Annotated in this window: 10 protein-coding genes; 4 read left to right on the top strand and 6 right to left on the bottom strand. The window is 69.4% G+C overall.

What is annotated here, in order from left to right:
• The first annotated feature begins 139 nt into the window (after positions 1-139).
• Together OEB96_RS34050 and OEB96_RS34055 are read left to right on the top strand one after the other, a co-directional pair.
• On the top strand, positions 140-1,486 hold the full coding sequence (locus tag OEB96_RS34050) for an AAA family ATPase (protein ID WP_266221015.1): 1,347 nt from the start codon (positions 140-142) through the stop codon (positions 1,484-1,486).
• Positions 1,487-1,584: 98 nt separating this feature from the next.
• Complete coding sequence (locus tag OEB96_RS34055) at positions 1,585-2,298, top strand: HNH endonuclease family protein (protein ID WP_266221016.1); 714 nt, start codon at positions 1,585-1,587, stop codon at positions 2,296-2,298.
• 10 nt (positions 2,299-2,308) lie between these two features.
• Here the strand turns inward: OEB96_RS34055 and polA are convergent, their stop codons facing one another.
• The 4 genes from polA to OEB96_RS34075 are packed head-to-tail and all read right to left on the bottom strand — an operon-like array spanning position 2,309 to position 8,214.
• Positions 2,309-5,179, bottom strand: coding sequence for a DNA polymerase I (polA, locus tag OEB96_RS34060; protein ID WP_266221017.1), 2,871 nt, complete (start codon positions 5,177-5,179; stop codon positions 2,309-2,311).
• Positions 5,176-6,477, bottom strand: a complete 1,302-nt coding sequence (locus OEB96_RS34065) for an AI-2E family transporter (RefSeq protein WP_266221018.1) — start codon at positions 6,475-6,477, stop codon at positions 5,176-5,178. Before OEB96_RS34065 ends, polA begins: the two co-directional genes overlap by 4 nt.
• A gap of 4 nt (positions 6,478-6,481) precedes the next feature.
• Complete coding sequence (locus tag OEB96_RS34070; protein ID WP_266221019.1) at positions 6,482-7,666, bottom strand: tetratricopeptide repeat protein; 1,185 nt, start codon at positions 7,664-7,666, stop codon at positions 6,482-6,484.
• Positions 7,663-8,214 carry a hypothetical protein gene (locus OEB96_RS34075; RefSeq protein WP_266221020.1) on the bottom strand — a complete coding sequence of 184 codons (552 nt, stop codon included), beginning with the start codon at positions 8,212-8,214 and terminating at the stop codon, positions 7,663-7,665. Before OEB96_RS34075 ends, OEB96_RS34070 begins: the two co-directional genes overlap by 4 nt.
• A gap of 192 nt (positions 8,215-8,406) precedes the next feature.
• On the opposite strand from OEB96_RS34075, the gene OEB96_RS34080 reads away from it, so the two are divergent.
• Positions 8,407-9,084, top strand: a complete 678-nt coding sequence (locus tag OEB96_RS34080; RefSeq protein WP_266221021.1) for a MopE-related protein — start codon at positions 8,407-8,409, stop codon at positions 9,082-9,084.
• A gap of 40 nt (positions 9,085-9,124) precedes the next feature.
• Positions 9,125-10,492 (top strand): sigma-54-dependent Fis family transcriptional regulator, encoded by a 1,368-nt coding sequence (locus tag OEB96_RS34085; protein WP_266221022.1) that lies wholly within the window; start codon positions 9,125-9,127, stop codon positions 10,490-10,492.
• A gap of 19 nt (positions 10,493-10,511) precedes the next feature.
• On the opposite strand, the gene OEB96_RS34090 is transcribed toward OEB96_RS34085, so the two are convergent.
• Together OEB96_RS34090 and OEB96_RS34095 are read right to left on the bottom strand one after the other, a co-directional pair.
• Positions 10,512-11,363, bottom strand: coding sequence for a hypothetical protein (locus OEB96_RS34090; RefSeq protein ID WP_266221023.1), 852 nt, complete (start codon positions 11,361-11,363; stop codon positions 10,512-10,514).
• On the bottom strand, positions 11,360-11,851 hold the full coding sequence (locus OEB96_RS34095) for a DUF4365 domain-containing protein (RefSeq protein WP_266221024.1): 492 nt from the start codon (positions 11,849-11,851) through the stop codon (positions 11,360-11,362). The genes OEB96_RS34090 and OEB96_RS34095 overlap by 4 nt, the downstream gene beginning before the upstream one ends.
• Positions 11,852-11,873: the final 22 nt, after the last annotated feature.

Here is an 11,873-nt window from a genome sequence, read left to right on the forward strand (position 1 = left end):
CGAGGGTGGGCATCGCAGTGCGGCGAGTCTGCCCGAAACGGCGCGGGCTGGCCACGGAGTGGCCCACCCCGCAAGATCGCACGTTCTCGTGATCCGTGCGACTCTTGGCCCGCCGATACTCCATCACGCGCCTCACTCCATGTACCTGCGCCACCTCCACATCGAGAACCTCCGCCTCATCCGCGACCTGGAGCTCGACTTCGTCGATGGAGACGGAGAACCACGGATGTGGACCGTGCTCATCGGCCGCAATGGCGCCGGCAAGACGTCGATCTTGCAGGCAATCGCGCTGGCCGCAGTGGGGCACCTGCGCGCGAACCAGCTGGCGGGCGCGACGGCAGTGTCGATGCCGGATCGGCGCCATCCAGACGACGCAATGCGCATCGAAGCCACGTTCGGCTTCGGTCGACTCGGCGATGGTCAGCACCGAAGACGCCGCGAGTACCCGGGACACCCCCTGAAGCCAGCCCAACTGAGATCCAGCCTGTCCATGCCGCCAAATTCAGCCGATCTGGTCGGCGGCTCCGAGTATCTACAGCACAACCTGTTCGGGATGCTGAATGCCGAGGAACGGATCGACCCGCTTCAAGAGGCACGCTCCAAGGAGCTGTCGCACTGGTTCGTGGCCGGCTACGGGGTGTCCCGCCACCTGACGGTGAGCGACGTCGAGCGAGAAGTCGGAAAGCCGAGCCATGATCGCCTCGTTCCGTTGTTTCGACCGTCGCCCCTCATCGGCCTCGGGTTTGCGGACTTCGACGAAGGAGTTGCGAAGCGCTTCGTGAAGATCCTTCGACAAGTCCTCACCAGGACGCAGGATCTGGTCCCCGACATCCGCGACGTGGAGACGGGCGGGCGGGGAGGCATCAAGAAGGCGGCCGACCTCTACGATCGAGATCGATTCGAGCAAGAGCTGCCCAGCGGTCCGCTCAAGCTCCCCGCAACCTGGCTCTCCCACGGCTACCAGGCCAGCCTCGCCTGGCTTGCTGACCTCGTGGGACACTACCTGCTCGATGTCGGAGAGGAGGGTCCCGGGATCCTCCCCGCGAAAATGGAGGGCTTGGTCCTCATCGACGAGATCGACCTCTACCTGCACCCCAGGTGGCAAGCGGGGCTGGTCCGTGCGCTCAAGGAGACATTCCCCCGGATGCAGTTCGTGGCCACCACGCACTCACCCATCCTCCTCAACGCGCTGCGCTCCGAGGAGGTGGTCATGCTCTACCTCGATGGCGAGGGCAACGTACGCAAGCACGAAGGGGAACACGATCCCCGACTGCTGACCGGCACCGAGCTCTACTCGCAGTTCTTCGGGATCGATCGCCTGTACCCGAGCGATCTCGGCGACAGTCTCGACCGCTACAGCCACCTCGCCGTGAACCCCTTCCGTAGCGACGAAGAAGACGCAGAGGTGCACCGCCTCGGACGAGAGCTTCGCGGCGAGGGCATCGAGTTGACACTGGATCCCGTACCACGGGAGCCCGAGCTGTGATCCGCATCGAGCGGGGACCAGAGCCCACCTCCCTACCACCCGAACGGGAGCACCGCCTGTCAGCCGCAAGACGAGCGCTCGCAGACGGCGAGGCTCAGGTGTTCGAGGGGCATGGGGTTGCCAAGGCTGCCCTCTACGAGGCTCAGCATGGAAAGTGTGCCTACTGCGAGATGGTGCAGCAGCGCACGGCACAGCCCGTTGAGCACTTCCGCCCCAAGGCACGCGTGACCCAGGAGCCGAGGTACGTGACCTCGACCACCGGCTACTGGTGGCTGGCGTGGACCTGGACCAACCTCTACTTCTCCTGCACGACCTGCAACAGCCCCGCCCGCAAGGGCAACCACTTCGCCCTCGAGCTTGGCTCGACTCCACTGACACCCGAGCAGCTGCCCCCCAGTGAGGAGCGCCCTCTGTTCATCGACCCCGCTGCGAAAGACGAGGACCCCATTGCGCACATCGTATTCGTCCAGGCCAAGCGTGGGCATTGGATCCCACGACCGCGCCGAGGCAGCAAGCGCGGCTCGTACACCATCGACAAACTCGGACTCGATCGTACCGAGCTCGTGACCTTGTACCGAAACCACGTCGAGCGCACCGTACAACCCTGCCTCGATGACGTGCGCGCTGCACTCCAACGCGACGTTCCACGAGAGGTCCACCACGCGTGGTCACGTTGCCTTCGTCGGCTGTTCCACCCCAAGGCCCCGTTTCACGCATTGTCCTACGACGTGCTGGATGGGCTGGTTCCCACCGATGTGCGAATACGGTGGCGACTGGATCTACCTCGCCCTTGGAACCTCTCGCGCCCCTGAGGCTCCGCCCCTACCCCTTGCACTCGCCCCAGGTCCGCCCCTGCCCCGCGTCGACCCGCAGCGGCACGTCGAGCTTCACCGCCCCTTCCATCAGCGGCCGGCACAGCGCCACCAGCTCGTCGACTCTGGCCTCGTCGCACTCGAAGATCAGCTCGTCGTGCACGGTCAGCAGCATCTGGGCCCACGGCACGCTGCAGAGCGCGTTCTCCACCTTGATCATCGCCACCTTGAGGATGTCGGCGGCGCTGCCCTGGATCGGCGTGTTGCGAGCGATCCGCTCGCCGTAGGCCCGCGCCGGCCCCTTGCGTGACAGCTCGGGGATCCTGCGCTTGCGACCGAGGATGGTCTCGGCGTAGCCGCGAGCCTTGGCCCGCGCGATGAGCTCGCTCATGTAGCGATCGACGCCTGGAATCTTCTCGAAGTAGGCCCGGATGTAGCTGCCCGCCTTGCCGCGGGGGATCCCCAGCTGCTGCGCGAGGCCGAACGCGGTCTGGCCGTAGATCACGCCGAAGTTGACCGCCTTGGCGATCCGCCGCTGCTCGGAGGTGACCTCGCCCTCGGGCACGTCGAAGACCTCGGCCGCGGTGCGGCGGTGCACGTCGACGTCGTCGATGAACGCCGAGCGCAGGCCCGGATCGCCGGACAGGTGCGCGAGCACCCGCAGCTCGATCTGCGAGTAGTCGATCGCAACCAGCATCCGCCCCGGCGGGGCCACGAACGCGTCGCGGATCTTGCGGCCCTCGGCGGTGCGAATGGGGATGTTCTGCAGGTTGGGATCGGTGCTCGAGATCCGCCCGGTGGCCGCGACCGCCTGGTTGTAGCTGGTGTGCAGCCGCCCCGTGCGGGCGTTGATGAGCTTGGGGAAGCTGTCGAGGTAGGTCCCCTTGAGCTTGGTGAGGCTGCGATACTCGAGGATGTCCTTGACGATGGGGTCGAGCATCGCCAGCTCCTCGAGCACGTTGGCGTCCGTGCTGTAGCCGGTCTTGGTCTTGCGCCCCTTGGGCAGCCCGCGCTTTTCGAATAGCAGCTCCTGCAGCTGGATCGGCGAGTCGAGGTTGACGTGCTCCTCGGCCTCTTCATCGACCCGGGCCTGGATCTCGGCGATCTGCTTGGCCAGCTCGGCCGACTGCCGCTGCAGCACCTGCGGGTCGAGCACGACCCCGCGCTCCTCGAGCTGCAGGAGCACGCGGGCCAGCGGCAGCTCGACCTCGTCGTGGAGCTTGCGCAGCGCCTTGCCGGCGTCGGAGAGCTGCCGCTGCAGGTCGACCCCCAGCGTGCGCACGACGTCGACCTTCTCGCACTGCCACGAGGCCGCGGGTACGAACGTCAGATCGCGCAGGGCCACCGCCTTGCGGCCCTTGCCCAGCACCTTGTCGGCCGGCCGCAGCGGGTGCCCCAGCACGTCCTTGGCCAGCGACTCCAGCGTGTGCGCGGAGCGGGCCGGATCGAGCACGTACGACGCCAGCATGGGGTCGAGCGTCACCCCCCGCAGCTCGATGCCCGCCCGCCGCAGGGCCAGCGCGAAGCGCTTGTGATCGTGCGCGAACTTGGGCGGAGACTCGGCCTCGAGCACGGGACGCAGGGCCGCGAGCACCGGCTCGCGCTCGCGCTGCTTGCCGTCCATCAGGCCCTGACCGTGCGCGAGCGGAACGTACACGGGCCGTGCGAGCTCGCCTTCGAGCCCTTGCGCCGCCAGGGCCACCCCCACGATCTCGGCCTCGAGCGGATCCTTGCTCGACAGCGACAGATGCACCGCCACCGCCTCGGCGCTGGCCAGCGCGGCCACGTAGGCCGCGAACGCAGCATCGTCGGCCGCCAGCAGCAGCCGGTGGGCATCGCCGGCCGGGCAGAAGCCCGAGACCATCTGCAGCTCGACGACACCGATCTCCTCGTCGTCGCCGATCGATCGGGCGCGGGCAGCCCTCCCGGCCGAGCCCAGCTCGCGCAGCACCATCTTGAACCCGAGCGGCTCGAAGAACGCCTGCAGCGCCGCGTCGTCGGGCGTCCGATCGGCCAGCGCCTCGAGCGGCGTCGGCAGCGGCACCTCTTGCAGGGCCACCAGCTGGCGAGACGTTCGAGCGTCCTGGGCGTGGTCCACCAGCCGCTCGCGGCGCTTCTTCTGCTTGATCGACGGCGCCGCCGCGAGCACTCCCTCGAGCGAGCCGTGCTCGTGCAAGAGCTCGGCCGCGGTCTTGGGTCCGATCCCGGGCACGCCCGGCACGTTGTCCGAGCTGTCACCCGTGAGCGCGAGTAGGTCGCCGAGCAGCGCGGGCGGAACGCCGAACTTCTCCACGACCTCGGCCGGGCCCACGAGCTTGCCCTTCATGGTGTCGTAGAGATAGATCGGCGGTCGGCCGCCCTCCGACGGATCGCCCGCGACGCCCGCATCGCACAGCTGCATCAGGTCCTTGTCGCTCGAGACGATGATCACCCGCATGCCCGCGGCCTGGGCCGCGCGTGCGTAGCTGGCGATGACGTCGTCGGCCTCGAACCCGGGATCCTCGATGCGGGGGATCGACAGCGCATCCACGGCCTTGCGCACCAGGGGAAACTGGGGCCGCAGCTCCTCGGGGGCCGGCGGACGATTGGCCTTGTAGGCGGGCAGCAGCGCCCGCCGCCCGCCGTCACCGCCCGCGTCGAACACGGCGGCCACCAGCTCGGGCTGGAAGTCGCGACGGGTGGCCTGCACCATGCGCACGAAGCCGTGCACCGCGTTGACGGGCGTGCCGTCGGGCGCGTTGAGCATGGGCAGGGCGTGGTACGCCCGGAACACGAAGTTGTAGGCGTCGAACAGGAACAGCGAGCCAGGCCCACCGGGTGGAGTCGTGGGCGTGGACGGTGGGGTCGTGGGCGTGGACGGCAGGGTCGCGGGGTCGGTCATTCCAGGGACTCCGGATCGCGCGCGAACTCGATGGAGTGGCGGCGGGCATGGATGAACGCGGCCTGGACCAGGCTCGCGGCCGGGATCGCCAGCAGCGCCCCCGTCAGCCCGTACACGTGCTCACCGGCCAGCAACGCGAAGATGACGATCACCGGGTGCATGTGCGCCGAGTCGCCGATGATCTTGGGATTGAGCACGTTGGCCTCGAGCAGGTGGATCCCCGAGATCCACGCCAGCATGCCGATGGCGGGCCCAAAGCTGAGCTCCTCCCCCGACGAGACCAGGGCGATCACCACGATGGGGATCGAGGAGATGATGGTGCCGAAGATCGGGATCAGACTGAACATCCCGGCCAAGAGCGCCAGCAGGAAGCTGTACTTGATCCCGAAGATCACCAGCCCCAGGAACGTGAGCGCTCCATTGACCAGGCAGATGAGCAGCTGGCCGCGAACCACGCCGCCCAGGCCCTTGTTCATGCTGGCCCACAGCTCCTCGAACTCCCCGCGGTACTCCATGGGCACCAGCGAGCGCACGAAGCGGTTGACCCGATCGACGTCGATGAGCACGAACGCCGCGATCATGAAGGTGATGACGAAGCTGGTGAGGAAGCCAAAGACGCCGGTGACCACCGAGCGCACGACCAGCGCGACCTCGGTGGTCAGCTCGGTGCCCTGGCTCGACAGCAGCTCTCGCAGGCTCTCCCCGAGATCGGGGGCATCGGGCTCGGGCTGGGGCGCCCCGATGACCCAGGTGCCATCGGTCCGCTGCTCCACGTGCAGGCGCACGTCCTTCAGATCGAGCTGCCACGAGCCGTCGCGACCGGGCTCGGCCTTGATCTCGGTGGAGTAGTTCGGCTCGGGCTCGTCCTTGGGCTTGGTCCACTCGCTGAAGGTGCTGTCCACCCACTCCGAGGCCTGAGGCAGCCACTTGTCGTTGATCTCGGCCGCCGCGGCGGGCAGACCATCGCGCAGCTTGGCCAGGTCGTGGACCACCGCGGGCACCAGGAACCCGACGAATGCCGCCGTGATCCCCACGATGCCCAGGTACACCACGACGATCCCCAGGGCTCGACCGGTCCAGCGCTCGATGCGAGCGATGATCGGGGCCAACAGGTAGGCGACCAGGAACCCGAACACGAACGGGAGCACGATGCCGCGAAACAGCACCACCACCGCGATCGCGAACAGCAAGAAGCCCCACAGCCGCCCGAAGCGACGCAGGACGCCCAGGATGGTGTCGGGTCGCTTGCGAATGCCCGACCGCGATCCGGCGGCTTGCGGCTGCTCTTGCTCGGACATGCTGCTACGCCTCCGGATGGCTCTCGGCCTCGAAGCGAACGCCGGCCAGCGGTCCCACCGCGGGCATGCGGCCCTCGCCCGAGGCGCTGTCCCACGCACCACACGACTGGCAGCGGAAGCGGAAGGCCGTCATCTTCACCCCGCAGCGACGGCACGAGAGCCGCAGGGCCGCGGCCTCCCCCATCGCGGCCTCGCGAGCGGCGTCGCGCTGCCCTCGCAGCAGACGCAGGCGCACCAGCTCCAGCCTCGCCGCCGTGCTCTCCTCGGCCACCCGCTCGAGCGCCGCCGCGGCTTGCTCGGGGTGCTGCCGGCTCACCCTCGGGGCCACCGCCACCACCAGCTCGGGCGCCCGCGTGCTGCGGAGCGAGGCCAACATGCGCTCGATCAGGTCGGCCACCACGCCCTCTTCCTCGGCCCACTGCCACGCCTCGGGCACCACGATGTGCGCGGCCGCGGGCAGCAGCTCCCACGCGCGTTGCCACGCCTCGAGGGCCAGCGCGGGCTCGCCGACCGCCGACTCCACGCGGGCCTTGGCCGTCCACACGTGGCTGCTGTCGGGGGCGAGCTCGGCCGCCCGCTCCACCAGCTTGCGCGCCTTGCGATCGTCGCCCTCCGACATGGCCACGTCGGCCTGACCGGCCAGGGCATGCCCGCGCCCGATCTTGCTCTCGCGCCGACGCCGCCCCTCGACCAGCTTCTCGTGCCGCTCCCAGGCCGCGGCCGCGCGCTCCCAGGCCCCGGCCTGCTCGAGCGCCTTGGCCAGCGACTCGAGCGTGGCCACCGAGCGCGGCGCCAGGCTGATCGCGCGCACCAGGGCCCCCACCGCGGCCCGCTCGTTGCCCTGGGCCAGTAGATCGCGGCCCAGGCCCACCAGGGCGGCCACGCGCTGCTCGGCCGGCAACGTGGCCGAGGCCAGCACCGTACGGTGGATCGCCTTCGCCCGCTCGATGCGACCGCGTCGGCGATCGAGGGCGGCCAGGGCCAGGAACACGGTGGACTCGCCGGGCTCGACTTCGGCCACGCGCTCGAGCTCGTGGGCCACGTTGTCCACGTCGCCCTCGGCCAGCTCGTAGAGCACCCGGCTGCGCCGCGCCAGTGCCTCGGTCACCTGACGGCGCGGGGCCGTGTACCACCACCCCCCGGCAAATCCCGCCATCACGCACAAGAGCGCCAACAGCAGGATCGTCATGGCCCCGACCCTCCCGGGCGCGAGCGGCTTGGAGGCTCGCGATCGAGGGACAGCCTCGGCTCGTCCCGCGAGCTTCGAGACTCTCCCCGGGTGGCGCTGCGCTCCCGGGCCAGCTCGCGCTGGAGCTTCTCGGTCATCACCTTCTTGGTCCCGGCCTCGATGTGAGCCTCGGCCGCGAGGATCTCGTCCTCCTCCTGCTGGCGCAGGGGCAGCGTGCGCAGCTCGAGCACCTCCCGCTCGAGCTCGCGGATCCGTCGCTGTACGAGGGCGGCTCCCCGAATGCGAAAGGGTGCACGCATGGCCAGGACCGCGAGCAAACCCACCGCGATCACCCACCCGCCGAGCAGCACGGCGAGGTTGACCTCGTAGCGCACGCGGGGGAGCGGCTCGATGAGGTCGAGCCGGGGCACGGCGAGGACGATCCCCACCCACGCCGAATTGGATTGCAGCGTGTTCGAGGCCCAGATCACCCCGATGAAGAACAACGCCAGGCTGACGCCGAGGTAGACCTTGCCGAGCAGCGACACCGCGTGCGGCGACCATAGCAAGGGGTGTATGCTCTGGCCATGGCAGCCGATCGCGAACGCTCGCGCCAGCCAAGAGCCTTCCTTGCCCCCCGCAGCCCGCGTACCTCGAGCGGTCGGCCCGGTGCCCCCCCAGGGGGCGCGCGGGTCCTTGCCCCCCGCAGCCGTGGAGCCAGCGACCAGCCCGGCGCCCCCCCGGGCGCGGAGCCCCCCGGCGTGCGGCGTGACACCCGCTGGGTCCCGCTGGGCTTCGGCGCCGCCCTCGGCCTGCTGGTGGGCTTTGCCTGCGCAACGTCGGATCAAATGCTCGAGAAGCGCCGGCGCGAGGAGGGCAACACCGAGTGCCGTCCCGGCATGGCGGAGCCTTGCTACACCGGACCCGACGGAAGCCTGGGTCGAGGGGTCTGCAAGGGCGGCCAGCGCACGTGCAAGGACGACGGGACCCTCGGCGAGTGCACCAGCCAGATCGTCCCCACCGCCGAGCTGTGCAACGGCGCCGACGACGACTGCGATGGCATCGTCGACAACGGCTTCGAGCGCGACGGTGCGCTGTGCGAGTTCGCCAACGCCAAGGGCGTGTGCCGTACCCAGGGCAAGTGGCACTGCTCGGCCGACGGGACCAAGTCGGAGTGCGACGCGAAGATCGTCTCGCCCAGCGCCGAGACCTGCAACGGCCTCGACGACGACTGCGACGGGGAGATCGACGAGGACGCCGTACCCAAGGCCGAGCTCGAGTGCAGCACCGGCAAGGCGGGCGTGTGTGCCAAGGGCACCAACACCTGCGTCAACGGCAAGGTCCGGTGCGTGCAAGACGTCCAGCCGGGGCCCGAGATCTGCAACGGCTACGACGACAACTGCAACAACCAGATCGACGATCAGTGCGTCAAGCAGTGATCATCCCCGTCTCGTTCCCTTCCTCGTTCCCAGCCCGGTCATGATCTCTCCCCTCACCGACACCCTCGTCGAGGACGAGCCCAGCGAGGACCCCGGTCGGGGACGTTGGGCCTGGCTCATCTGCATCGGCTCGCCCGAGGACAAGTTCGCGACGTCGGGTCGGGTGATCCCGCTCGACGGAGCCAACACCGTGGTGTTCTGCCGTGACGAGTCGTCGGATGGGCTGTCCGTGAGCGAGGAAGGCTCGCGCGTACGGGTGGGGATCCCGTTCGGCTGGGTCAGCGGCCAGCACGCCGAGCTGCGCGTCACCGAGACGGCCTCGGGCTTGCAGTTCTCGCTGCGCGACCTGGGCAGCCGCAACGGCACGCTGGTCAACGGCGAGCGCCTGCACGAGGTGGTGCGTCTGCGCCCGGCCGACGTGTTCGAGGTGGGCCGCTCGTTCTGGACGGTGCGCGAGGTGGGGCTCCGCAAGCTTCGCAGCCACAAGCTCTCCGAGCTCGACCCGACCGGCACCTGCTCGCCGCACCTGCATCACATCCACCGCACGCTGCACCGGCTGGCGCGCTCGTCCATCCCCATCGTCCTGCGCGGGGAGACCGGCACCGGCAAGCAGTATCTGGCCCGCGCCATTCACCAGGTGAGCGGGCGACGGGGCCCCTTCGTGATGGCCAACCTCGGCGCCCTGTCCGAGGACCGCGTCGAGCAGGTGCTGTTCGGAGGGGCCGGCGGTGGATCGGGCCTGTTCGAGGAGGCCAACGATGGCACCTTGATGCTCGACGAGCTCGGCGAGCTGTCGCCCGCGGTCCAGGGCAAGCTGCTGTCGGCGCTCACCGAGGGGCGTGCCGCCCGGGTCGGCGAGCACGATCCCCGCAGCTTCGACGTGCGCCTGGTCTGTGCCACGCTGCACGACTTGTCGCGCATGGTCGACACCGGCCGCTTCCGCCCCGACCTCTACTCCCGCCTGGCCGGCTTCGTGGCGGAGCTGCCTCCGCTGCGGGCGCGTCGCGAGGACATGGGGCTGCTGACCCGGGCCGCGATCCGCACCCTGCAACGCGAGGGGCGGCAGATCCGCATCACCTCCAACGCATTCCGTCGCATGCTGATGCGGGCCTGGCCGTTCAACATTCGCCAGCTCCGCCAGACCCTGGCCACGGCCAGCCTGCTCTCCAGCGGAGACGGCACCATCACCGCCGATGCGCTGGCCGAGATCCTCGACCAGGACGACGGGCTGCCCGAGAATCCCGACGACGTCCGCCGCCTCCGCGCCGAGCTCGTGCAGCGGCTGGCCGAGCACCAGGGTGACACCGACGCCGTTGCGAGGGCCATGAGCCGCGACCCGTATCAGATCCACCGCTGGCTGCAGCGCTTCGACCTGCACCCGGAGACCTTCACCCTCGACGGCGAGTAGCGTCCACCGCCCGCACCGGTCACCCGGAAGCGGCCGGCGGCATGCGCTCCACCGCCCGAGCCAGTCGAGTCAGCTGCGCCTGGGTGAGGGTCACGGGCGAGACGCGAGCGCGCGGCATCGCGAGCGCCCAGGTGATCTCGAACGTGAGCGGACCGCCCACCGAGGCCAGAGCGCTGCACGACGCGGGCCCTGCTCCCAGCGCGACCAATTCCTCGGCCACGCGTTGGACCGACCGGCCGCGGGTGGCTCGCGCGACGCCATCGAGCAGGGTGGCAACGATTTCGGTGCTCCGTCTGCCGCTCCGTACGGGTCCTCGCTCGGCGGCATGGGATCCCAGCGCGGTGGTCTCGAGGACCACGGGAACGCTCGCTCGAACGATCCGATGACCAGGCTCGCCGAGCTCGAGCGTGATTCGATCGAGCAGGCCATTCGTGGGGGCCAACGGCGAGCCTCCCGCGGCGCGCAGTCCGTATCCGAGTCCGCGGGTGGCCGCTGCGTAGAGCGCTCGGATTGCAGACAGCATGGCCGTGGCCCGAAGGAGCGTGAGCGTTCCTTCGCCGGCGTGGATGCTGAGCACGTCGGACCGCCCCGCTCGTAGCTCGGACAATAGTGCGGCCGCAGAACGCCCTTCGGCGGCCGCAATCGTGTTGATCGCCTCGGCCAGGATCCGGGAGTAGTCGCGAGCCTCTTGCCACACCGGCACGTGAACCTCGACCTCGGGTCGCCGCTGGTGCTCGAACAGCGTCACCACATGCCGCCCGTCGAGATGGTGCTCGTCCACCTGCTCCCACTCGCCAGCCCGAAGGTGGGCGAGCACCATCCCGGGATCGAGCGCTGAGCCATCGGCGAGATCCGCGGTCACCAACTTCATGGACGGCGCTCCTGAGCCACGACGTGGAGGATGCGGGTCAGCTCCCCGGGGTACAATGGACTACGAAGCTCCACCCGGCAGGTGCGCCGGTTCGTGGTCGCCGGGAGCCCCACCAAGGAGGCCCAGAACGCCACCCGACGGAGGGTCAGCGCGTCCACACTCCATGTGAGCCGCTGCGCCCAGTCGGGTGGAACACAAACGACCACCAAGATGCGAGGGATCGCGTAGCGGCGCGAGCGCAGCTCGTCGTAGTTCTTCACGGGTAGGTCGTGCTCGAGCACTCCATCGACGGGCTGGTGACGCTGCGAGCACTTGAGCTGGATCGCCAATCGCGGTGACCGCCGCAGGACCCGTCCAGCGGCCGGCCCCAGCAGACCGCGAGCCGCCACCATGAAGTCGACGCCATCGACGTCGTCCTCCTCGCGCACGACCGACAACCCCTCGGCCGCCGCGAGCGCGCGAAGGTACGCCTCGCTGAACCGCTCCATCCGCAACGGCTCGGGCAAGCCA

The organism is Paraliomyxa miuraensis, assembly GCF_026337845.1.
Classification (GTDB): domain Bacteria; phylum Myxococcota_A; class Polyangia; order Nannocystales; family Nannocystaceae; genus Paraliomyxa; species Paraliomyxa miuraensis.

What these genes read in the sequence shown, in the direction of transcription:
- OEB96_RS34065 (WP_266221018.1), bottom strand. Translation starts at nt 6,477, where the DNA reads ATGTCCGAGCAAGAGCAGCCGCAAGCCGCCGGATCGCGGTCGGGCATT.
- OEB96_RS34070 (WP_266221019.1), bottom strand. Translation starts at nt 7,666, where the DNA reads ATGACGATCCTGCTGTTGGCGCTCTTGTGCGTGATGGCGGGATTTGCC.
- OEB96_RS34090 (WP_266221023.1), bottom strand. Translation starts at nt 11,363, where the DNA reads ATGAAGTTGGTGACCGCGGATCTCGCCGATGGCTCAGCGCTCGATCCC.
- polA (WP_266221017.1), bottom strand. Translation starts at nt 5,179, where the DNA reads ATGACCGACCCCGCGACCCTGCCGTCCACGCCCACGACCCCACCGTCC.
- OEB96_RS34085 (WP_266221022.1), top strand. Translation starts at nt 9,125, where the DNA reads ATGATCTCTCCCCTCACCGACACCCTCGTCGAGGACGAGCCCAGCGAG.
- OEB96_RS34050 (WP_266221015.1), top strand. Translation starts at nt 140, where the DNA reads ATGTACCTGCGCCACCTCCACATCGAGAACCTCCGCCTCATCCGCGAC.
- OEB96_RS34095 (WP_266221024.1), bottom strand. Translation starts at nt 11,851, where the DNA reads ATGGAGCGGTTCAGCGAGGCGTACCTTCGCGCGCTCGCGGCGGCCGAG.